The sequence below is a fragment of the Nocardiopsis sp. CNZ308 genome, assembly GCF_004217075.1.
In genome coordinates this window covers 3,656,415-3,678,005 of record NZ_SHKJ01000001.1, presented here as the reverse complement: position 1 = coordinate 3,678,005, position 21,591 = coordinate 3,656,415, and the positions used below count along the sequence as shown (strand labels likewise).

The 21,591-nt window shown below is 72.2% G+C and carries 16 protein-coding genes; 5 read left to right on the top strand and 11 right to left on the bottom strand.

Annotated features, from left to right (window positions below; genetic code table 11):
• Positions 1–201: 201 nt before the first annotated feature.
• The gene (locus EV372_RS16055; protein ID WP_130396630.1) at positions 202–2,100 is read left to right on the top strand and encodes an HtaA domain-containing protein; all 1,899 of its coding nucleotides are present in this window, start codon (positions 202–204) and stop codon (positions 2,098–2,100) included.
• A gap of 214 nt (positions 2,101–2,314) precedes the next feature.
• On the opposite strand, the gene EV372_RS16050 is transcribed toward EV372_RS16055, so the two are convergent.
• The 7 genes from EV372_RS16050 to EV372_RS16020 all read right to left on the bottom strand — a co-directional run bounded on the left by EV372_RS16050 (position 2,315) and on the right by EV372_RS16020 (position 9,302).
• Positions 2,315–2,557: a DUF3039 domain-containing protein gene (locus EV372_RS16050; protein ID WP_019611444.1), complete on the bottom strand. Its 243-nt coding sequence runs from the start codon at positions 2,555–2,557 to the stop codon at positions 2,315–2,317.
• A gap of 63 nt (positions 2,558–2,620) precedes the next feature.
• Positions 2,621–3,199, bottom strand: a complete 579-nt coding sequence (locus tag EV372_RS16045) for a YqgE/AlgH family protein (protein ID WP_130396629.1) — start codon at positions 3,197–3,199, stop codon at positions 2,621–2,623.
• Between the two features lie 52 nt (positions 3,200–3,251).
• The gene (locus EV372_RS16040; protein WP_130396628.1) at positions 3,252–4,658 is read right to left on the bottom strand and encodes an NAD-dependent malic enzyme; all 1,407 of its coding nucleotides are present in this window, start codon (positions 4,656–4,658) and stop codon (positions 3,252–3,254) included.
• 302 nt (positions 4,659–4,960) lie between these two features.
• Positions 4,961–5,689, bottom strand: a complete 729-nt coding sequence (locus EV372_RS16035; protein WP_130396627.1) for a cytidylate kinase-like family protein — start codon at positions 5,687–5,689, stop codon at positions 4,961–4,963.
• Between the two features lie 151 nt (positions 5,690–5,840).
• Complete coding sequence (locus tag EV372_RS16030; RefSeq protein WP_130396626.1) at positions 5,841–6,803, bottom strand: tetratricopeptide repeat protein; 963 nt, start codon at positions 6,801–6,803, stop codon at positions 5,841–5,843.
• Between the two features lie 178 nt (positions 6,804–6,981).
• A complete protein-coding gene (gene icmA / locus EV372_RS16025; RefSeq protein WP_130396625.1) occupies positions 6,982–8,709 on the bottom strand; it encodes a coenzyme B12-dependent isobutyryl-CoA mutase large subunit in 1,728 nt (575 codons plus the stop codon).
• Between the two features lie 71 nt (positions 8,710–8,780).
• Entirely contained in the window at positions 8,781–9,302 is a 522-nt protein-coding gene (locus EV372_RS16020) for a MarR family winged helix-turn-helix transcriptional regulator (protein ID WP_041552213.1), read from the bottom strand.
• Between the two features lie 686 nt (positions 9,303–9,988).
• On the opposite strand from EV372_RS16020, the gene EV372_RS16015 reads away from it, so the two are divergent.
• Together EV372_RS16015 and EV372_RS16010 are read left to right on the top strand one after the other, a co-directional pair.
• Complete coding sequence (locus EV372_RS16015) at positions 9,989–11,668, top strand: glycosyl hydrolase family 18 protein (RefSeq protein ID WP_130396624.1); 1,680 nt, start codon at positions 9,989–9,991, stop codon at positions 11,666–11,668.
• A gap of 423 nt (positions 11,669–12,091) precedes the next feature.
• A complete protein-coding gene (locus EV372_RS16010) occupies positions 12,092–14,050 on the top strand; it encodes a glycosyl hydrolase family 18 protein (RefSeq protein WP_130396623.1) in 1,959 nt (652 codons plus the stop codon).
• 696 nt (positions 14,051–14,746) lie between these two features.
• On the opposite strand, the gene EV372_RS16005 is transcribed toward EV372_RS16010, so the two are convergent.
• The 4 genes from EV372_RS16005 to EV372_RS15990 form a co-directional block, all read right to left on the bottom strand.
• Positions 14,747–16,051: an HNH endonuclease signature motif containing protein gene (locus tag EV372_RS16005; protein WP_197044434.1), complete on the bottom strand. Its 1,305-nt coding sequence runs from the start codon at positions 16,049–16,051 to the stop codon at positions 14,747–14,749.
• A 635-nt stretch (positions 16,052–16,686) separates the two neighbouring features.
• On the bottom strand, positions 16,687–16,809 hold the full coding sequence (locus tag EV372_RS29450) for a hypothetical protein (protein WP_486483984.1): 123 nt from the start codon (positions 16,807–16,809) through the stop codon (positions 16,687–16,689).
• A gap of 5 nt (positions 16,810–16,814) precedes the next feature.
• Positions 16,815–17,771: a methylmalonyl Co-A mutase-associated GTPase MeaB gene (gene meaB, locus EV372_RS15995; RefSeq protein ID WP_130396620.1), complete on the bottom strand. Its 957-nt coding sequence runs from the start codon at positions 17,769–17,771 to the stop codon at positions 16,815–16,817.
• A 255-nt stretch (positions 17,772–18,026) separates the two neighbouring features.
• Positions 18,027–19,214 carry an acetyl-CoA C-acetyltransferase gene (locus tag EV372_RS15990; RefSeq protein WP_019608783.1) on the bottom strand — a complete coding sequence of 396 codons (1,188 nt, stop codon included), beginning with the start codon at positions 19,212–19,214 and terminating at the stop codon, positions 18,027–18,029.
• A gap of 87 nt (positions 19,215–19,301) precedes the next feature.
• Here EV372_RS15990 and mce point away from each other — a divergent pair, with 87 nt between their 5' ends.
• Both mce and EV372_RS15980 read left to right on the top strand, forming a co-directional pair.
• Entirely contained in the window at positions 19,302–19,880 is a 579-nt protein-coding gene (gene mce / locus EV372_RS15985) for a methylmalonyl-CoA epimerase (RefSeq protein ID WP_232532453.1), read from the top strand.
• A gap of 380 nt (positions 19,881–20,260) precedes the next feature.
• Entirely contained in the window at positions 20,261–21,556 is a 1,296-nt protein-coding gene (locus tag EV372_RS15980; RefSeq protein WP_013151410.1) for a DivIVA domain-containing protein, read from the top strand.
• Positions 21,557–21,591 lie beyond the last annotated feature (35 nt).

The window sequence follows — 21,591 nt, the reverse complement described above, 5'->3', positions numbered from 1 at the left end:
GCCCGTCCCCCGGCGGGCACGGAGGGAGCCCGCGGCGCCCGTGCCGAACCCCCGTTCGGCACGCCGCCGCGGCGCCCCACCCACCCCCCTCGCCCCAGGCGCACCCCCACCGCGCCCGCTCCGCAGGGGTCCGCCGCACCACGGGTCCCGGCAGTGGCCGGGGACCGACCACCACCATCCCCCTCACGGATTGGACCGACGATGACCACCACCCCGACCCGAGGGAGCACGGCACCGGGCGGACTCCGCCGGGCGCTGCGCCTCCTCACCGCCTACGCGGGCGCGGCCGCCCTGGGCGGCACGTTCGCCGTGGCCGCCGCCCCGGCCGCCTCCGCCGACGAGGTGCTTCCCCTCACCGGAGGCTCCGCGTCCTGGGGCGTGAAGGAGTCCTTCCGCAACTACGTGGGCAGCCCGATCGCGCACGGCGGCTACGAGGCCTCCGCCGGGGCGACCCTCCTCGCCGACGGCACCGTCGGCTTCCCCACCGCCGGGGGCACGGTCTCCAAGGAGGACGCCTCCGGTGACGTGAGCTTCTCCGGGACGGTCGTCTTCAGCGGCCACGACTACGGCCAGGGCCCGGTTCTGGAGGTGCGCGTCTCCGACCCCCGCGTGGTGTTCGAGGGCGACACCGCCACGGTCTTCGCCGACGTCACCAGCCGCGAGTTCGGCGGGGCCAACCCCAACCTGCCCCCGGGCGACCTCGTCGAGTACGGCGAGGTCGCGGTCACCGAGCTGACGGGCGCCGAGGTGGCCGTGGAGGGCGAAGAGATCACCTTCACCTCCACGGCGGGCGCGCTGCACCCCGACGCGGTGGAGCCGTTCGCGGGCTTCTACGCCGCGGGCGCCCCGATGGACCCGTTCTCCTTCACCGCCGGGATCGACGACGTCACCGACCCGGGCGGCCCCGGTGAGCCGGTGCACGACCCGAGCGTCACGGTGACCCCGGCCAGTGGCCTGGACCCCGCGGGCGACACCGTCACCGTCGAGGGCACGGGCTTCCGCCCCGGCCAGGGCGTCTACGCGGCCCTGACCGCCGCCCCGCGGTCCGCCGACTCCCACCCCGCCCACCACACCGGCGCGGTGTGGCTGCGCGGGGCCGACGCCCCCGGCGAGGACGGCTCCTTCAGCGCCGAACTCCGGGTGGCCGGCTCCTACGAGACGGACGGCACCGTCCACGACTGCGCGCTGACGCAGTGCTACGTGGCGGTGTTCAACGACCACACCGACATCGCCAACCGCGACCAGGACGTGTGGACGCCGGTCTCCTTCGCCGCCGTGGAGGAGCCCAGCGAGGAGCCCACGGACCCGACCGACCCGACCGACGAGCCGACCGACCCCGCCGAGGGTCCGCTCACCGTCCACAACGGCCGCGCGGACTGGGGCGTCAAGAAGTCCTTCCGCGACTACATCACCGGCGACATCGCCCGGGGCGAGATCACCCCGAGCGACGGCGCCAGCGAGAACGAGGACGGGACCTTCGCGTTCACCGACGGCAGCGGTGAGGTGGACCTGACCGCGTCCACCGCCGACATCGCGTTCGAGGGCGCCGTGCTCTTCGAGGGCCACGTCCACGACGGCGCCGACCCGCTGCTGAGCATGACGGTCAGCGACCCGCGCGTGACGATCGACGGCGCGGCGGGCGTGCTGTACGCCGACGTGACCAGCAAGCCGCTGAGCGGGCAGGAGCCGGTCACGTACGAGGACGTGGCGCTGGCCGACCTGGACCTGACCGGGGTGGACTACACGCTGGAGGAGGGCGTCCTGAGCTGGGAGCCGATCCCCGCGACCCTGACCGCCGAGGGCGTGCCCGCGTTCGCGGACTTCTACGCCGCCGGGGAGCAGCTGGACCCGGTCTCGCTGACCGTGAGCGTGGACGAGGAGGTCCAGGTTCCGGGCGGGGGCGGTGACGGAGACGGCGGCCCCACGCCCGGCCCCGGGGACGGTGACGGCGGCGGCACTCCGGGCCTGCCCAACACCGGTGTCGCCCTGGCCGGTCTGCTGACCGCGGCCGCGGTGGCCGTCGGCGCGGGCGGCGCGGCGGTGTACGCGGCCCGCAGGCGCGGTCCGGCTCCCGACGGGGACGAGGAGTCCGCGGTCTAGGACCGCCTGACCGGTTCCCGCGCGCCCGCGCGGGGCGGGGTCCCCGGGGCCCCGCCACGGGGCCGGTCGGCCCCCGGGTGACACGAGGGCCTTGGCACACGCCGTGTGTCAAGGCCTTCGCCGTGCCCGCCGCGCGCGGTGCCCGGGCACGGCGGGGTCCGCGCCGGACACGGGGCCGCTTCCCCGGAAGTCGTCGGCCGTCCGGGCGGGAGGGCTACTTCATCATCTCCTCGTAGACCTTCTTGCACTCGGGGCACACGGGGAACTTCTTGGGGTCGCGGTTGGGCACCCACACCTTGCCGCACAGGGCGATCACGGGGTCGCCGGTCACGGCGCTCGCGGTGATCTTGTCCTTCTGCACGTAGTGGGCGAACCGCTCCCGGTCCCCGCCGTCGTGGGAGATGTCCGGTTTGGTCTCGCTGTCCGGGAGGACCTTGTTGAGGATGTCCATCGCCATCGTGCCTCACACCTTTCGACGTCTGCGTTCCACGGTATAGGGTGCCGCGCCCCGCCCGGCTGCTCAGTTCATGGCGGGGTCGTCGGGGAAGGTGGACAGGAGCGCCATCTCCCCGCCCTGGCGGCGCAGCACCCGCGACCACAGCCCCTCGGGCGCGGTGGTGAAGACGTCGTCGGCGACCGCGTCGACGACGTACCAGGCCCCCTCCTCGATCTCCCCGGCCAGCTGGCCCGCGCTCCACCCCGCGTAACCCGCGAAGAGGCGGAACGCGCCGAGCGCCCCGCCGAGCACCTCGGCGGGGCCGTCGAGGTCGACCACGCCGATCCCGTCCAGGCCCAGGTGCGGGTCCAGGCCCTCCAGCGGGGACCAGCCGGGAGGAGGCTCACCGGGCCCGGCCACCCCCAGTGCGATGCCGGAGCCCAGGCCCACGGGCCCGCCGGAGAACATCACCGCCGGTTCGCTGGCGTAGGCGCCCCAGTCGGTGACGACCTCGTCCACGGCCATACCCAGGGGCCGGTTGAGGATCACCCCCAGGGTGCCGTCGGCGGCGTCGTCCACGACGAACACCACCGAGCGGCGGAAGGAGTCCTCCTGGAGCATGGGGGCGGCCACCAGGAGGCGCCCGGTCATCGGCTGGTCCATGCCCTCCCACCTACCCCGGAACGACGGGCGGACCGCCGGTGTTTCCGGGCCGTTATGCCTGTGCGGCCGCCTGGCCGCGCTGGGCGACCTCGCGCACGGCCGTGGCCACGTGCGTGGACAGGTCGGAGTGGAACACGCTGGGGATGATGTAGTTGGGGCCCAGCTCGTCCTCGGTGACGACGTCGGCCAGGGCCTCCGCCGCGGCGACCATCATGTCCGAGGTGACGTCGTGGCTCTGGGCGTCCAGCAGGCCGCGGAAGAATCCGGGGAAGACCAGCACGTTGTTGATCTGGTTGGGGTAGTCGCTGCGGCCGGTGGCCACCACGGAGGCGTGCAGGTGGGCCACGTCCGGGTCGACCTCGGGGTCGGGGTTGGCCAGCGCGAAGATGATGGCGTCCTCGTTCATCTCGGCGATGTCCTCGCCGTTGAGGAGGTTGGGGGCCGAGACGCCGATGAAGACGTCCGCCCCGGCCACGGCTCCGCGCAGGTCACCGCTGTAGCCCTCGGGGTTGGTGTGCTCCGCGATCCACCGCAGGTTGGGGTCGAGGTCCTCGCGCCCGGCGTGCACGGCGCCGTGCACGTCGCTGACGATGACGTCGCGCGCCCCGGCGTGCATGAGGAGCTTGAGGATCGCGGTTCCGGCCGCGCCCGCGCCGGACATGGCGATGCGGACCTCGCCGAGCTTCTTGCCCACCACGCGCAGAGCGTTGCGCAGGGCGGCGAGCACGACGATGGCGGTGCCGTGCTGGTCGTCGTGGAAGACGGGGATGTCGAGCAGCTCGCGCAGGCGGGCCTCGACCTCGAAGCAGCGGGGGGCGGAGATGTCCTCCAGGTTGATGCCGCCGAACCCGGGGGCCAGCACCTGCACGGTGCGCACGATCTCGTCCACGTCCTGGGTGTCCAGGGCGATGGGCCAGGCGTCGATGTCGGCGAAGCGTTTGAACAGGGCGGCTTTGCCCTCCATGACGGGCATGGCGGCCTCGGGGCCGATGTTGCCCAGGCCCAGGACCGCGGAGCCGTCGGTGACCACGGCGACGCTGTTGCGCTTGATGGTCAGGCGCCGGGCGTCGTCCTTGTTGGCGGCGATGGCCTGGGAGACGCGGGCGACGCCGGGGGTGTAGGCCATGGAGAGCTCGTCGCGGTTGCGCAGCGGCACCTTGGACTTCATCTCGATCTTGCCGCCCAGGTGCATGAGGAAGGTGCGGTCGCTGACCTTGTGCACGACCACGCCCTCGACGGCGCCCAGGGCGTCGACGATGGCCTGGGCGTGCTCGGTGTCGCGGGCGGCGCAGGTGACGTCGATGCGGATGCGCTCGTGTCCGGCGGCGGCCACGTCCAGCGCGGTGATCATGCCGCCCACCTGCTCGACGGCGTTGGTGAGACTGCCGACCGCACTGCCCCCAGCGTCCAGTTCGAGGCGGACGGTGATGGAGTAGGAAACGCTGGGAAGGGTGGCCACGTGTTGCTCCTTGGCTCTGGCTGGTGTGGTGCGTCCGGGGCGCCCCGCCGGGGCGCTCGCCGGTGCACGGCGCCGCCTGCGCGCGTGCGCGGGATGGGGGGTGCCGTGTGTCCTGTGGGTACGGTGCTCGCGCACCGCCACTCGGACCCCGGTTCCGGGCGGGGGCTGACCCGTGACCGAGTCGCCTTACCTTACCTGAGTCAAGCCCCAACCGTCAGCACAAGGTGACAATTACCGCGCTGGTAAAAAATCGCATAAATTACGCAAGCCCACGGGTGTCGCGGCGGACCACGCGCGGCGGTTCAGGCGCCCTCGGAGGGGTCTGCCGCGCGGTCGCGGGCGGCGCGCACGACGAGGTCCACGCAGGCCTCCAGCGACAGCGACACCGCGTCCAGGACCAGGTGGTAGTGGCGGGGATCGGCGGGGTCGGCGCGGTAGAAGCGCCGCACGTAGGCCGCCCGGGCGCGGTCGTTGTCGTCGAGCAGGCGCGGGTTGGGCGGCTCGTCGGAGCCGGTGCCCGTCCACTCGCCGTGGTCACCGGACTCCCACAGCCCGCGCGCCCGGCGCAGGCGTGCGTCGGGGTCGCCGTCCAGGCGCACGTGCAGGGCGCCGGGACGGTCGCGCAGGACCACGGCCCCGGCGCGGCCGAGGACGACGCCGCCCTGCCGGGCCACCTCGCCCAGGACCCGTTCGGTCTGCTCCACGAACTCGTGGTCGTAGAGGAGGCGGCCCTCCTCGTCGGTGCTGCCGATGAGGGCGGTGTCCACGCTGCCGAGGGTGACGGTGGGCAGGCGCGCGGCGCTGGAGAGCAGGCGTTCGAGCCTGCCGGGGGCGCGGTCGTCGCGTTGGAGCGCCTCGTCGAGCGAACAACCGATGCGGGCGGCCACCGCGCTGGGCACGGCCCGGTCGAGGAAGGCCACGCCGAGCCGGGCGGCGACGGCGGGGCCCACCGCGCTGCCTCCCGCGCCGTAGGTGGCCGAGATCGTGACCAGGGGTCCGCCGCGTCTGTCGGGGGTGTCGTCGGTAGCCATGGGGTGAACCTGCCAGTTCCGCGACGGGCGGTGAGCCCGTCTCCTGACGGGGTTGTACCCGCTGTGCGCGGGTTATGTCCCGCGGACGGCACGGCGGGCCCGCCGCCGACGGGAAAGCCGTGGTCGGCGGTCTGCCCGCCGACCACGACTCCTAGAACAGCGCGGAGGTGAGCTTGCGGCGGGCGGCGTTGACCCGCGGGTCGCCCGGGGGCAGCAGCTCGAACAGGCCCAGCAGGTGGGTGCGCGCCCTGTCGCGCTCCTCGTCGGCGGTGATCCTGACCGTGTCGACGAGGCGGGCGAAGGCGTCCTCGAACCTGCCGCCGTACATCTCGACGTCGGCCGCGGTGGTCTGGGCGGCGACGTCCTCGGGCCGGTCGGCCGCGGCCTGGAGGGCGGCGCCCGCGTCCACCTCCTGGAGACGGCCGACCAGCCGGACCTGGGCGAGCTTGGCCCTGGACTCGGTGTCGCCGGAGTCGGCCTCCACGGCCTTGGCGTAGACGGCCGCGGCGGCCTCGAAGTCGCCGCGGTCCAGGGCCTCCTGGGCCTCGACGTCCACGGGACGGCCCTGGGGCTCCTCGGGCTGGGCCGCCTGCGCGCCCTGGGCGCCCTCGGCGCCGGGCTCACCGGTGATGGTGCCGGGGTGGCCCGGGGGCAGCGCGCCCTGTTCCTTGAGGGCGGCGAACGCCTCGACCAGCCAGGCGGTGAGCTGCTCCTCGGTGGCCGGGCCCGCCGGGCCGGGCAGGAGCTGGCCCTGGATCACCACGACGATCATCGGGGTGGTGGGCACCCGCAGGGCCTGGACCAGCTGCGGGCTGGCCTCGCTGTCGACCTTGGCCAGGAACCAGGTGCCGCCGGAGGCCGCGGAGATCTTGTCCAGGGCGTCCTCGACCTGCTTGGACTGCTCGGACCAGCCCGCGAGGACGGCCAGCACGACCGGGGTCGACATCGACCGCTCCAGGACCTGGGCCTGGAAGGTGGCCTCGTCGACGTTGACGGCGTAGGGGTTGGATCGACCCGCCGACTCCGCCGCGCGCTGTTTGGCCTCGCGTTCCATGGCCGCCTTGCGCGCGCCGAGGTCCACGGCACTGTTCGGTGAAAAGTCCGAAGGCTGCATGCCTCCATCCTGCCGTATGCGCGGGCGGGACGTGGACCGCCTGTGGACGAGTCGGTCCGGACGCGCACGGGTCCCGCTTCCCCGCGTCGCGGGGAGGCCGCGGGCGGAGGGCCGGGGGACCCGCGCGGGGTCCCGGGGTGCGCGACGACGGGTGTCGCCCCCGGGCGCCTCGGTCGGGTCAGAACCGCGGGTCCTCGGTGTAGGTCCCGAACTCCTCCCCCATGGTCGCGCAGATCTCGCCGAGCGTGGCCTCGGCGCGGGCCGCGTCCATGATCAGCGGGATGAGGTTGTCCCCGCCGGAGCGCACGCCCGCCAGCAGGGCGGCCAGGGCGCGGTCCACGGCGGCGCCGTCGCGGGCGGCGCGGCGCTCGGCGAGCGCGCGCTTCTGCTCGTGCTCGACCTCGTGGCTGATCCGGAGGATGTCCAGTTCGCCGGAGACGGTGTTGGTGTGGCAGTTGACGCCCACGATCCTCTTGTCGCCCTTCTCCAGTGCCTGCTGGTACTGGAAGGCGGACTCGGCGATCTCGGAGCTGAAGTAGCCGTTCTCGATCCCGGCGAGGATGCCGGAGGTCATCGGGCCGATCGCGTGCTCGGCGCCCTCGCCCCCGCCCATGCGCAGGACGTGCGCGAAGATCCGCTCCGCCTCGGCCTCCAGCTCGTCGGTGAGCGACTCCAGGTACCAGGATCCGCCGAGCGGGTCGGCGACGTTGACGATCCCGGTCTCCTCCATGAGGACCTGCTGGGTGCGCAGGGCGATCTCGGCGGACTGCTCGGTCGGCAGCGCCAGGGTCTCGTCCAGGGCGTTGGTGTGCAGCGAGTTCGTACCGCCCAGGACCGCCGAGAGCGCCTCCACGGCGGTGCGCACGACGTTGTTGTAGGGCTGCTGGGCGGTCAGGGAGACCCCCGCGGTCTGGGTGTGGAACCGCAGCCACTGCGCCTTCTCGGTCTTGGCGCCGTAGACGTCCCGGAGCCAGCGCGCCCAGATGCGGCGGGCGGCGCGGAACTTGGCGATCTCCTCGAAGAAGTCGATGTGCGCGTCGAAGAAGAAGGACAGCCCCGGCGCGAAGGTGTCCACGTCCAGCCCGCGGGAGAGGCCGAGTTCGACGTAGCCGAAGCCGTCGGCGAGGGTGAAGGCGAGCTCCTGGGCGGCCGTGGCCCCGGCCTCGCGGATGTGGTAGCCCGACACCGACAGCGGCTTGTACGCGGGGATGTTGGCCGCGCAGTACTCCATGAGGTCGCCGATCAGCCGCAGCTGCGGCTCCGGCGGGTAGAGCCACTCCTTCTGGGCGATGTACTCCTTGAAGATGTCGGTCTGGAGCGTGCCGTTGAGGGTGCGGATGTCCACCCCCTGGCGCTCGGCCGCCACCAGGTACATGCAGAAGGCCGGCACGGCCGGACCGCTGATGGTCATGGAGGTGGTGGTCTCGCCGAGCGGGATCCCGTCGAAGAGCAGGTCCATGTCGGCGACGGAGTCGATGGCCACGCCGCAGTGGCCGACCTCGCCCAGCGCGTGGGGGGAGTCGGAGTCGTGGCCCATGAGGGTGGGCATGTCGAAGGCGACCGAGAGCCCGCCCCCGCCCGAGGCCAGGATCATCTTGTAGCGCTCGTTGGTCTGGCGCGCGTTGCCGAACCCGGCGAACTGGCGGATGGTCCACGCCCGTCCCCGGTAGCCGGTGGCGTGGAGGCCGCGGGTGTAGGGGTACTCCCCCGGCCAGCCGATGCGCTCGAAACCGGGGACCTCGGCGCCGGGACGGGGACCGTAGACGGGTTCCAGGGTGCGCCCGGACAGGGAGGTGAAGTCGGCGTCGCGTGTGCGCGCCGAGTCGTAGCGGCGCTGCCAGCGCTCGCGTCCGGCCTCGATCTCCTGGGCCCCGCCGCCACTGGGGCCGCTCGTGGTGTTCGCCATACCGAGATAGTAGGACGTCCAACTAATGATGTACAGGGAGGGCGCCCGCGGCGCCGTGGCGCGGCGGGCGGTCAGCGGCCCTCGGCGGCCTCCGCGACGGGCTCGGGGAAGTCGCCGAAGTCCACCCTGAGCCGGGTGAACATCTCGTGCATGCGCCACAGCTCCTCGTCGGAGTAGCAGCCCAACCCGAAGTCCATGGACAGCAGCGCCCCGGTCGCCTCCTCGGTGACCCGGCGCCCGGCGTCGGTGATCTCGGCCAGCACGCCGCGACCGTCGCTCGGGTTGGGGCGGCGGCGCACGAAGCCCTGCCCCTCCAACCGGTCGATGGTGTTGGTGACGCTGGTCGGGTGCACCATGAGGCGCTCACCGATCTTGCCCAGGGGCAGCGAGCCGGAACCGCTGAAGGTGAGCAGGACGAGCGCCTCGTAGCGGGCGAAGGTCAGGCCGAACGGCTTGAGGGCGCCGTCCAGCTCCCCGATCAGGATCTGCTGCGCGCGCATGACCGAGGTGACCGCCGCCATGGCGGGCGAGGGCCCCCATCTGCGCGTCCAGTTGTCGTGTGCCCGCTCGATCGGGTCGAACGGAAGATTCAACGGGTTACCCACGGGTTCACTCTAGTCAGCGGGGAGGGCGCGCCCGCCTGACCGGAAGGGGGCGCGCCCCCGCTCCCGCCCGGCCCGGCCTCCGGGCGCCGCGCCGGGCGCGGCCCGGGCCTCCGCCCGGGCCGACCGAAGTGACGGAACCGGCACCCCGAGGCGGGTGCGACATGGGGGTTGCACGGGGCCGGAAGGAACCCCGGAGCGGGAAACACACAGGGCACTTAACAGCGGACGGGAAAGAAGGCAAGACTTTTCCGTGGCCACAAAGGGACAGGTTCCGCGCTCGGAACTGGTCCACCCCGCCAACTCGGCAAATCCACCGGTTCCCCCGCGAAGGGCCCGCGGAGCCCGCCGCCGCGCACGCGGGGGAGAGCGGAGAGTCCCCGCCGGGTCTTGACGGAGCGCGGAATTATTAGTTAAGTTTCCTAAAAATTTATCCCCCCACGTCAGAGGCTCAAGGTGACGACCTTTCCTCACTTGGCCCGTGGACCACCCCCTGGGAGGACGCCGAACCCCGCTGACGGACCGCGGTTCCCCCCGCGATCCCCCGCACACGACCGCAGCCCATCCCCTCCGCTTCGGGAGCAGGGTTCCTCCGCTTCGAGAGCGGGGCCCTCCGCTCCAGGAGCACGGTCGCCCGTCCCCCCGACCCCCGCCCCCGCACCAGGAGATGCCACGACGTGAGAGCACGACGTTTCAGTACCCGCCTCGCGGCCGCCGCGGCCGCCGTGCTGCTCGCCCCGCTCGCGGCGACAGCGGTCCCGGCCGCGGCCGCCGAGGAGACCGCCCCCGCCGACCTCACGGTGACCTACACGGAGTCGGCCCGGTGGAACACCGGCTACACCGGCCAGATCACCGTCCACAACGCCTCGGACGCCCCCGTCGAGGACTGGACCGTCGAGTTCTCGCTCCCCGACGGCAGCCGCGTCCACGAGCTGTGGAACGCCACCCTCGCGGGCACCCCCGGCGGCTACACGATCACCCCGCCGCACTGGGGCGCCAGCGTTCCGGCGGGCGGCAGCTACTCCTTCGGCTTCAACGGGCTGCACTCCGACGGCGCCACCGACCTCGTGGACTGCCTGGTCAACGGCTCCCCCTGCGCCGGGGACGACGGGAGCGGCCCCTCCCACGACAGCTACAGCGTCGCCTACTACACCCAGTGGAGCGCCGGGGAGCGCGACTACCACGTCCGCGACCTGGTCGACAGCGACAGCGCGGAGAAGCTCACCCACATCAACTACGCGTTCGGCAACGTCACCGCCGAGGGCGTGTGCGCCACGGGCGACGGGACCAGCCAGGAGGGCGCCGTCGCCGACTACGCGCACCCCGTGCCCGCCGCGGAGAGCGTCGACGGGACCGCCGACGACCCCGACCAGGAGCTGCGCGGCAACTTCAACCAGCTGCGCGAACTCAAGGAGATGTACCCCGACCTCAAGGTCAACATCTCCCTCGGCGGCTGGGAGTGGTCCCGGTACTTCTCCGACGCGGCCCTGACCGAGGAGTCCCGCGAGAGGCTGGTCAGCTCCTGCGTCGACCTGTACCTGCGCGGCGACCTGCCCGAGGTCGACGGCGCGGGCGGCGAGGGCGCCGCCTACGGGGTCTTCGACGGCATCGACCTGGACTGGGAGTGGCCCGGCTCCGACGGCCACCCGCACAACACCGTCCGGCCCGAGGACAAGGAGAACTTCACCGCCCTGGTGCAGGAGTTCCGCGACCAGCTGGACGCGCTCGGCGAGGAGACCGACCGCCACTACGAGCTGACCGCGTTCATGCCCGCCGGGGGCTGGCGCCTGGACGCCGGGTACGAGCTGGACGAGCTCATGACCGACTTCGACTTCGTCACGGTGCAGGGCTACGACTACCACGGCACCTGGGAGAGCACGACCAACCACCAGTCCAACCTGGTCGTGGACGCCCGCGATCCCCAGCCGGTGATCTCCACCGAGCTCATCGTCCAGGCCTACCTGGACCGGGGCGTGGACCCCGGCAAGCTCGTCCTGGGCGTGCCCTTCTACGGACAGGGGTGGACGGGCGTGGAGCCCGGCCCCGACGGCGACGGCCTCTTCCAGCCCGCCACGGGCCCAGCGCAGGGGACGTACGCGGCGGGCACCGAGGACTGGAAGGTCCTGGAGGAGAAGGTCGAGTCCGGTGAGTTCGAGGTCTTCCGCAACGACGGGGCCGGTACCGCCTGGATCTACGACGGCCAGACGCTCTGGAACTACGACGACGAGACCGCCATGACGCAGAAGACCGACTGGGCCCAGGACAGGGGCCTCGGCGGGGTCATGGTCTGGTCCATCGACGGCGACGACGCCGAGGGCAGCCTCATGGCCGCCATCGACACGGCGCTGAGCGACTAGGAGCCTCCGCTCCCGCCGCGACCGCGCGCCCTCCGGGTGGCGCGGGAGCGGCGGGGACGGGCTCCGCGCGCGGCCCGGGCACCCGGAACGCGCCCCCGCGACCGCAGCCGACAGACTTCCGGTCCGGCGATCCCGGACCGGGACCGAGCGGCGTCGGTGCTCTGATCCGGGGAGCACCGCCGCCACGGCCGGTGCGGACCGATGTGCGACGGTCCGCACCGGCCCCCACACCGCCCTCCCCCCTTCCTCCCCCAGGTCGGAGGCCCGCCATGCCCCTGCCGCGCACACGCCACCCCTCACGCGCGCCGCCGAGCCCGCCACCGGTCAGCTCGCGACACCGCACTCCCTGGGCGCACACCCCGCAGCCCTCCGCCCCCGCGGCGGAAGGCCAACCCCCACACCGCTCACGCACCAGGAGCAACCGTGAGAGCACGACTTCGCCAACGAATCGCGGCACTGGCCGCCGCGGTCGTCCTACCCCTCGCACTGGCACCCGCCACCGCCGCGTCGGCCGACACCACGGGCGTCACCGTCACCTACGTGGAGACCAGCCGCTGGGAGACCGGCTACGGCGGGCAGCTGACCATCGCCAACGGCTCGGGGTCGGCGCTGACCGACTGGAGCATCGGCTTCCGGCTCCCCTCCGGCACCGCGATCACCAGCCTGTGGAACGCCACCCTCAGCCGCTCCGGCGACGCCTACACCGTCACCCCGCCCTCGTGGGGCGCCTCCGTCCCCGCTGGCGGCAGCTACTCCATCGGGTTCAACGGCACCCACGGCGGCGGCGACACCGCTCCCGTGGACTGCACGGTCAACGGCGGCAGCTGCTCGGGCGAGCCCGGCGAGGAGGACACCGAGCCGCCCACCGCGCCGACCGGCCTGACCGTCACCGGCACCACCTCGACCACCGTGGCCCTGGAGTGGGGCGCCGCGGACGACAACGCCGGGGTCGCGGGCTACGAGGTCCTCTCCGGGGGCGAGGTCGTCCGGGCGGTCACCGGCACCACCGCCACCGTCACCGGGCTGGCGCCCGAGACCGAGCACACCTTCACCGTGCGCGCCTACGACACCTCCAACAACAGGGGTCCCGAGAGCGGCGCCGTCACCGCCACCACCGACGCGGACGGCGGCGGCCCCACCGACCCGCCCCAGGAGCGCCGGGTCGCCTACTTCACCCAGTGGGGCATCTACGACCGCGGCTACCTGGTGAACGACCTGGTCACCTCGGGCACCGCCGAGAAGCTCACCCACATCAACTACGCCTTCGGCAACATCAACGCGAACGGCGAGTGCTTCATGGCCAACCAGCTCGGCCAGGGCGACGCCTGGGCCGACTACGGCCGCTCCTTCGGGGCCGCCGACAGCGTCGACGGGGTCGGCGACACCTGGGACCAGGACCTGCGCGGCAACTTCAACCAGCTGCGCGAACTCAAGGAGGTGTACCCCGACCTCAAGGTCAACATCTCCCTCGGCGGCTGGACCTGGTCCGAGCACTTCTCCGACGCGGCGCTGACCGCCGAGTCGCGTGAGCGCATGGTCTCCTCGTGCATCGACCAGTTCCTGCGCGGCAACCTGCCCGTGTTCGACGGCGCGGGCGGCCCCGGCTCCGCCTACGGGGTCTTCGACGGCATCGACCTGGACTGGGAGTGGCCGGGATCGGCGGGCCACGAGCACAACACCATCCGCCCCGAGGACAAGGAGAACTTCACAGCCCTGGTGCAGGAGTTCCGCGACCAGCTGGACGCCCTGGAGTCCGAGACGAGCCGCCAGTACGAGCTGACCGCGTTCCTGCCCGCCGACCCGGAGAAGATCGAGCTCGGCTTCGAGATGCCCCAGCTCATGACCGACTTCGACTTCATCACGGTGCAGGGCTACGACTACCACGGCGGCTGGGAGACCACCGCCAACCACCAGTCCAACCTGCTCCTGGACCCGGCCGACCCCGGCCCGGACCTGTACTCCACCGAGACCACGGTCCAGGCCTACCTCGACCGCGGCGTCGACCCCGCCGACATGGTGCTCGGCGTGCCGTTCTACGGCCGCGGCTGGACCGGCGTGGAGCCCGGTCCGAACGGCGACGGTCTCTTCCAGAGCGCTACCGGTCCCGCCCCCGGTAGCTACGAGGCGGGGATCGACGACTGGAAGGTCCTGAAGGACCTGGTGGGCACCAGTGGCTACGAGCTGTACCGCGACGACGCGCTGGGCACCGCCTGGCTGTACAACGGCAGCACCTTCTGGACCTACGACGACGAGATCTCCATGACCCAGAAGACCGACTGGGCCCAGGCCCAGGGCCTGGGCGGCGTCATGATCTGGTCCGTTGACGGCGACGACGCCAACGGCAGCCTCATGAACGCCATCGACACCGCGCTGGCCGGGTAGTCGGCTTCCGGTCCGGCGCACGCCGGGCTGGAGGCAGGCCTGTTGGAAACGGGCCTGGCCGGAAGCAGGCCGGTGGGGACCGTCGCGGTCCGTACCGGCCGCTTCTGTGCCGGGCCCTCCCAGAGAGCCCCTGCTCCGGACGGACACACGGAGGAAGGGAAGGGGCTGGCGATGGTGAGCGCACACCAGCTGCCGTGTAGTGGCGCGGGAGGGCGGCCAACGGACGGGGTTCGGGGGGCTGGGCTCTGCTGCGTCGGCAGCGAAGGCGGCGGGTGGCTGGGGGCATCGTTCAACGATCCTCCTGCTGGTGGTGGCGGGAGGTAGCGGCACCAGCTGCCGCGAAGTGGCCTGGGAGGGCGACCAACGCTTGCTGTTCGCGCGTGGTGGGGCTCTGCTGCGGTGGCAGCGAAGGCAGCGGGTGTCCGGGGACTCCGCTCAACGCCCCACCCGCTGATGGTGTCCGGAGGTAGCGGCGCCAGCTGCCGCGAAGTGGCCCGGGAGTGCGGTCAACGGTTGGCCTTCGGAGGCGGCTGGGCTCTGCTGCGTCGGCACCAAAGGCAGCGGGACTGTCGGGCCCCGGGCAGCGGTTCCGGCCCCTGGGGCGGGGGCGGGCGACGGAGGCAGCGACCACGGTGGGCGCGGGGCCCGCGCCGCCTGCCGGGTGCGGGCATGCCGGGGCTCGGCGCGGCCCGGGGGTCATGTGCGCGGTGGTGGATCCGGGTCCCTGCCGGGCGGGTGGTCTCCTCCCCGTCCGCGTCCGCGTTCTGGGTGGTGGTGTGTGCGGAGTTCGCGTTGGTACTTGGCCCGGTTGTGCGGCCCGCACAGCGGTTGCAGGTTAGCCACCACCGTGCGCCCTCCCCGGGAGAAGGAGGTGACGTGGTCGGCTTGGCAGAGGGCGACCGGTACTTCGCATCCGCCCGGGTGAGCGCACGTGCTGTGTCCGTGAAACGCGGCGGTGCGCTGGCGGGCTGAGGCCAGGCGGCGGCTATGGCCCACGTCCAGCACCTGTCCGGTGGGGGGTGCGGTGAGCATCCGCACCACCTCAGAATCGGCGGCGAGTTCGTGGACCAGCCCGACCGGAATCACCCGACCGTGCTCGTCCAACGCCGGAACCTCCTGACCCTGGGCGTCCAAGTAGGTCTGCACCGGTACGACGATGCGGATCTGCGCCAACGGAGCCGGAGCATGAGTGCACCCGGTGTGGGTGGTGGCGAAACGCAGCGCGGCGATGAGCGCGTCGTGCTCACGCTGGGACCGAGACCGGGTGTCACCCTCCCCGGGCGGGGTGGTGAAGGTGTCGATGGCCGCGCGCACGATCAACGCATCCCCAGACCCACCCCAAGATTGGAGTTGGTAGCTGCCCTGGAACGTGTCATGGAGCGTTAGTCCACGGGCCGCGTGAGCAGCCTCATGGTCACGGTCCAGGCGGTGCGGATCCAAACGGTAAGCGACCTGGCGGGCCACTGACTGGAGCTGGTTGACCGACAACGCGGGCCGCTCCGTCTTCGCGGCCACCAGAGCCGACTCGAACCCCTGCCGGTACTCCGCCTGGTCGGGAAAATGCTGCTCATCGCGGGCCTGGACGGCCTTGTCAGTGGCTTTGGCGATCGCCACCGCCTCACCCAACACCACCCGGCCCTCAGCTACGGCCTGGGCGGTAGCGGGCAGCGTTTCCTCGTGCACGTGTTGGGCCAGACGGGCCAAATCCTTGGCCTGGGCGGTGGGCATTTTTCCGTGGTGCACCAGCCACTTGTCCAGCGTGGAATAGCCGCTGTAGCGGGCTACCTCGCCGCGCGCGTACAGGCGCGCCATCCGTGCGAGCGCCTGGTAGCGGAGCTGGTCCAACTGAGCCCACAGCGCCGCGACCTCCTCAGCCGCACTCTCGTCCGCCCCGGGCGGCAGCTCGGCGTTCAACGCCTGGTGGATGATCTCGCGCGCACCGGCCAACGCGGCCACGGCCGGGGAACATTCCCCGGGGGCCGCCTTGGGCGCTGCGATCACCATCTCCATACTTCTTATTATAGGCGAGCACCCGCCCTTTCTCCACTATTCACAGCCCCGAATTCGACGCCTTTCTTTCCGGGGACTGCACTTGATTGGAGGGCCACATTTAAGGCGGCCTCAAAAGGTGTCCGAAAACGAGCGCACGGAACGGGAACTTGCCATTGGTGTCACCGCCAGCCGCCCCAACCCCAGGGGCCGGGGCCGGTGCCCGAGGCTGGAGGGTCCGCTTGCCGTTGGCGTGATCGTCGCCCGCGCCGACGAGAGGAGTCAGAAGCGTTGCCCGAGGGTGGAGGGTCCGCTTGCCGTTGGTGCCGACGTCGCAGAGCCCGACCACCTCCACACCTCGGGCGTTGGTCGCCCTCCGGTGGTCGCTCCTGCCTTTGGTGCCGCTGTTCGTCGGCCGCCTCCACCCCCACCCAACGCCAGCCGTTTGCCGAAGACCATTCCACTTCGCGGCAGCTGGTGCGCTTTCGTTGCCGCCAGCAACCCCCGACAGGAATGGCGTAGGGGAGAGACCTGTGGGCGGCCCCTCCCTGCCCCTCAATTATTTATCCCCATTGGCCTGCGGACTGTGGAGCATGAAACACTGGATGTTTAAGGGCATACCAAAACCTCCGTGGGTGGGATCCCCCCTATTTCCAGGAAACCATCACCACCCCACCCACGCCCACCCCCAACCCCCACCTGTGGAAAACCCAGCCACCTGTGAAAAACACGGCCGCCACCGACACCACCGCCAGCACCAGCACCAGCACCAGCCTCACCCCAGGTCAGTGCCCAATTCCTTCAGCACCACGTCAGCGGCGGCATAGGGGTCCTTCCTCCCCTCCGCCACGTCCTCGGCCAGCGCGTCCAGACCGGTGTCGTCGCCCGCCCCGCCCATCCGCGAGCGCAGCAGGTCCAGCACGATCGCCTGCACCTCGTCCCGGGCGCGGGCGCGGCGGCGGCGGGCCAGGTCGCCGCTGGCCTCCAGGTGGGCGAAGTGCTGGTCCATCCGCTCCCACAGCTCATCGACACCCTCGTCCCTGGAGGCGACGGTCATCACGATCGGCGGCTTCCACTCCTGGTCGGTGCGGTCCTTCATGGCGATCATCTGGCGCAGCTCGCGCAGGGTGGACTTGGCGCCCTCCCGGTCGGCCTTGTTGATCGCGAAGACGTCGGCGACCTCCAGCACGCCCGCCTTGGCGGCCTGCACGGAGTCGCCCATGCCCGGGGCGCACAGCACCACGGTGGTGTCGGCCTGCCCGGCGATCTCCACCTCGGCCTGGCCCACGCCCACCGTCTCCACCAGGATCACGTCGAACCCGGCCGCGTCGAGCACCCGCAGGGCGTGCGGCGTGGCCCAGGACAGCCCGCCCAGGTGTCCGCGGTTAGCCATGGAGCGGATGAACACCCCCGGGTCGGTGGCGTGCTCCTGCATCCGCACGCGGTCGCCGAGCAGGGCGCCGCCGGTGAACGGCGAGGACGGGTCCACCGCGAGAACGGCGACGGTCAGCCCCTTCGCCCGGGCCGCGCGCACGACGGCGTTGGTGGTGGTGGACTTGCCCACCCCCGGGGAGCCGGTGAAACCCACCACCCGGGCACGGCCGGTGTGCGGGGCCAGGCCCGCCATGATCTCGCGCAGGGCGGCGGCCCCGTTCTCGACCAGGGTGATCGCGCGGGCCAGTGCCCGGCGGTCGCCCTCGCGGACCCGTTCGACCAGTTGGGGGGTGTCCATGGAACTCCTCGGTGTGGGCGGAGCAGGACGGGGCGAGGGCTCGTGGCCCCCGCCCCGCGGCTGTCAGGTGCGTCGTGTCCCCGGGGCTCTCCCGGGTACACAGTGTCTTCGAGTCACAGTGTCTTCGGATCGGGTCCCCCGCGCGGTCCGCCACGCGGGCGTTCGGGGATCTCCCGGTGCCCGCGGACGGCGTCCGCGAGGGGGTCGGCCGCCGTCCGGCGGCCGTGGCTGCCGGGTCCGGGGCCCGGCGCGGCGCTACTCGGCGGGGACCGTGAACAGCAGGGCGTCGCCCTGGCCGCCGCCGCCGCACAGGGCTGCCGCGCCGAACCCGCCGCCGCGGCGGCGCAGCTCGTGGACCAGGTGCAGGGCGATGCGGGCCCCGGAGGCGCCGATCGGGTGGCCGAGCGCGATGGCGCCGCCGTTGACGTTGACGATGTCCTCCGAGACGCCCAGGTCGCGGGTGGACTGGAGGCCCACCGCGGCGAAGGCCTCGTTGATCTCGATCAGGTCCAGGTCCTCGACCGAGCGGCCCGCCTTGCCCAGCGCGTGCCGGATGGCGTTGGAGGGCTGGGAGTGCAGCGAGTTGTCCGGACCGGCGACGTTGCCGTGCGCGCCGATCTCGGCCAGGACCGTGGCGCCCAGTTCCTCCGCCTTGGCGCGGCTCATCACGACCACCGCGGCGGCGCCGTCGGAGATCTGCGAGGAGGAGCCCGCGGTGATGGTGCCCTCGCTGTCGAAGGCGGGGCGCAGGCGGGCCAGGCTCTCGGCGGTGGTGTCGGCCCGCACGCCCTCGTCCGCGGAGAAGACGACGGGATCGCCCTTGCGCTGCGGGATCTGGACGGGGACGATCTCGGCGTCGAAGTACCCGGCGGCGGCCGCGGCGGCCGCGCGCTGGTGGGAGCGGGCCGCGAAGGCGTCCTGCTCCTCGCGCCCGATGCCGAGCTTGCCGTTGTGGCGCTCGGTGGAGGCGCCCATGGAGTCGCCCTCGAAGGCGTCGGTCAGGCCGTCGTGCGCGGTCGCGTCCAGGACCTCGACCGACCCGTACTTGTAGCCCTTGCGCGACTTGGGCAGCAGGTGCGGCGCGTTGGTCATGGACTCCATGCCCCCGGCCACCACCACGTCGAACTCGCCCGCGGAGATGAGCTGGTCGGCGAGGGCGATCGCGTCCAGTCCGGACAGGCAGACCTTGTTGATCGTCACCGACGGCACGTTCATGGGGATGCCCGCCTTGACGGCGGCCTGGCGGGACGGGATCTGGCCCGCGCCCGCCTGGAGCACCTGTCCCATGACCACGTATCCGACCTGTTCGCCGGTGATGCCGGCGCGTTCCAGCGCGGCCTTGATCGCGAAGCCCCCGAGGTCGGCGGCGGAGAACCCGGCGAGGGAGCCGAGGAGTCTGCCGGTGGGGGTCCGTGCCCCACCGACGATGACGGAACCGGGCATCGTAACTGGCCTCCAAATGCATGGGTGACGCACCTGGTCTGCAACGATACCCACACCGCCGTCAGCGATCCCCGGGAGGTTCACCCCATGAGTGACGCACCGCACTCGGCCAGCGAGTTCATCACCCCGCCCTCCTCCTCCACCCCTTCCTCCCCCTCCGCGCCCGCGGCCCCGTCCGCACCCGCCGTCCCGTTCTCCGGCCTGACCCGGCTCGACCACGTGGGCATCGCCTGCCGCGACCTCGACGCCTCGGTGGCCTTCTACCGGTCCACGTACGGGTTCGAGGTGGAGCACGAGGAGGTGAACGAGGAGCAGGGCGTGCGCGAGGCCATGCTCCGGGTCAACGGCACCGACGACGGCGGCGCCACCTACCTCCAGCTGCTCGAACCCACCCGCGCGGACTCGCCGGTGGCCAAGTTCCTGGAGCGCAACGGCGAGGGCGTCCACCACGTCGCCTTCGGTACCGCGGACGTGGCCGCCACCGCGGCGGGCGTCGGCGAGAGCGGCGTGCGCGTGCTGGACGCCCGGCCGCGGCGGGGGACGGCGGGGTCGAGGATCGTCTTCCTGCACCCCAAGGACTGCGGCGGCGTGCTCACCGAGCTGGTCCAGAGCGCGGATGGGGCGCATGAGGAAAGGGACGACAACCGTCCCGGAATTTCCGGATAGCGTCACGGGGGCGTTCCGGACAAGTCACAGGTTGAACGCCAGTGGCGTGGTTAGCCTCGGAGCCCACCGGAAGTTACCCGAAACCCCCTTCCCAGGTGTTCCGCGCTTGATAAAGTCGGCTAGCTGCCGGATGCGCTATTCCGGCGTTGGTCCATGTCTTGCAGTCCGGTAGCCGAGTCGGGTCGGCCGTACCGCCGTGTCAGGTGACGTGGCGCACGCGGACGACCTCGGGGGCGGCCAGGGGCTCACCAGCCCGTCGTCATCCGTCCCATCCCCCCGGCTCGCGACCGGACCCGTCCCCGGGGACAGCACTGCCGCCCTCCCCGCCGTCCCCGGCCCCTTGCAAGTAGCCGTCTCGCACCCGTTCAGGATTCCGCCACATGCCGTCAAACAACATCGACACCCAGCTCAACAACATCTTCGACGAGGACAACACCCCGCACGAATTCGACGTGGTGCTGCGTGGGTATGACCGCACCCAGGTGGATGACTACGCGGCCAGCCTGCGCAACGAGCTCAAGCAGTACTCCAAGCAGGTCGAGAAGTTCAAGGCCGAGCTCAACGCCAAGAACCGCCAGCTCCAGGAGCGCGAGCGCCCCTCCTACTCCGGTCTGGGCTCGCGCATCGAGGAGCTGCTGCGCCTGGCCGAGGAGCAGGCCAACGAGCTGGTCCAGAGCGCGCAGATCGACGCCAACGACATCCGCTCGGCCGCCAAGATCGAGGCCGCCGACATGCGCGCGGCCGCCGAGTCCGAGGCCACCGAGGTGCGCGCCCTCGCCCAGCGCGAGGCCGACGAGACCCGCCAGACCGCCGAGTCCGAGGCGGAGGAGATCTCCACCACCGCCCGCCGCGAGGCCGACGAGCTCACCTCCACCACCGAGCGCGAGGTGCAGAAGAAGCGCTCCGCGGTCGACCACGAGATCGCCGAGAAGCGGGCGACCTTCGAGGGCGAGATCGCCAAGCTGCGCACCACCACCGAGCGCGAGTGCGCCCAGGCCCGCGCCGCGGCCAAGCGCGAGCGCGACGAGACCATCCAGTCCGCCAAGAGCCAGGCCGAGGAGCTGCGCAAGAACGCCGAGCGCGCCTACGCCGAGTCCGAGGCCCGGCGGACCGAGGCCGAGGACCAGTTCGAGCTCCAGCTGGCCGACCGCCGCGCCGAGGCCGAGCGCCAGGACGCCGAGCGCCTCGCCGCCGCCCAGGCCGCCACGCAGAAGATGGTCAACGAGGCCGAGGAGCGGGCCGCCAGCGCCGAGCAGCGCGCCACCAAGGCGAGCCAGCAGGCCGAGCAGACCCGCCGCGACGCCGAGAACCACGCCAAGCAGCTGGTCGGCAACGCCAAGAAGAACGCCGCCCAGATCGAGGCCGAGGCCAAGTCCAAGGCCGAGCACCAGCTCGGGGACGCCAAGTCCGAGGCCAACCGGATCATGACGGCCGCCAAGAAGGAGGTCGACGAGCTCAACCGCCAGCGCGACAGCATCCAGTCGCACCTCCAGCAGCTGCGCCAGCTGCTCGGCGGTGGCGGCCCGGCCGCCCCGGCTCCGGTTCCCGCCGCGCCGGTCGCCCCCGCTCCGGCCCCGGCCGCGATCCCGCAGGAGCCCGCCCCGGCCGCCGAGGAGACCCGGCAGCCGGTGCACTCCGGCAAGGGCGCCGACGACGAGGACTGGTGGCAGGAGTAGGGTCGCGGCCCGCTCGGGGCTGACGCTCTCCCCCA

Bases quoted from the DNA above. Each gene is read 5' to 3' on its own strand.
- EV372_RS16055 (WP_130396630.1), top strand. From the start codon at position 202: ATGACCACCACCCCGACCCGAGGGAGCACGGCACCGGGCGGACTCCGC.
- EV372_RS16050 (WP_019611444.1), bottom strand. From the start codon at position 2,557: ATGGCGATGGACATCCTCAACAAGGTCCTCCCGGACAGCGAGACCAAA.
- EV372_RS16045 (WP_130396629.1), bottom strand. From the start codon at position 3,199: ATGGACCAGCCGATGACCGGGCGCCTCCTGGTGGCCGCCCCCATGCTC.
- EV372_RS16035 (WP_130396627.1), bottom strand. From the start codon at position 5,689: ATGGCTACCGACGACACCCCCGACAGACGCGGCGGACCCCTGGTCACG.
- EV372_RS16030 (WP_130396626.1), bottom strand. From the start codon at position 6,803: ATGCAGCCTTCGGACTTTTCACCGAACAGTGCCGTGGACCTCGGCGCG.
- icmA (WP_130396625.1), bottom strand. From the start codon at position 8,709: ATGGCGAACACCACGAGCGGCCCCAGTGGCGGCGGGGCCCAGGAGATC.
- meaB (WP_130396620.1), bottom strand. From the start codon at position 17,771: ATGGACACCCCCCAACTGGTCGAACGGGTCCGCGAGGGCGACCGCCGG.
- EV372_RS15990 (WP_019608783.1), bottom strand. From the start codon at position 19,214: ATGCCCGGTTCCGTCATCGTCGGTGGGGCACGGACCCCCACCGGCAGA.
- mce (WP_232532453.1), top strand. From the start codon at position 19,302: ATGAGTGACGCACCGCACTCGGCCAGCGAGTTCATCACCCCGCCCTCC.
- EV372_RS15980 (WP_013151410.1), top strand. From the start codon at position 20,261: ATGCCGTCAAACAACATCGACACCCAGCTCAACAACATCTTCGACGAG.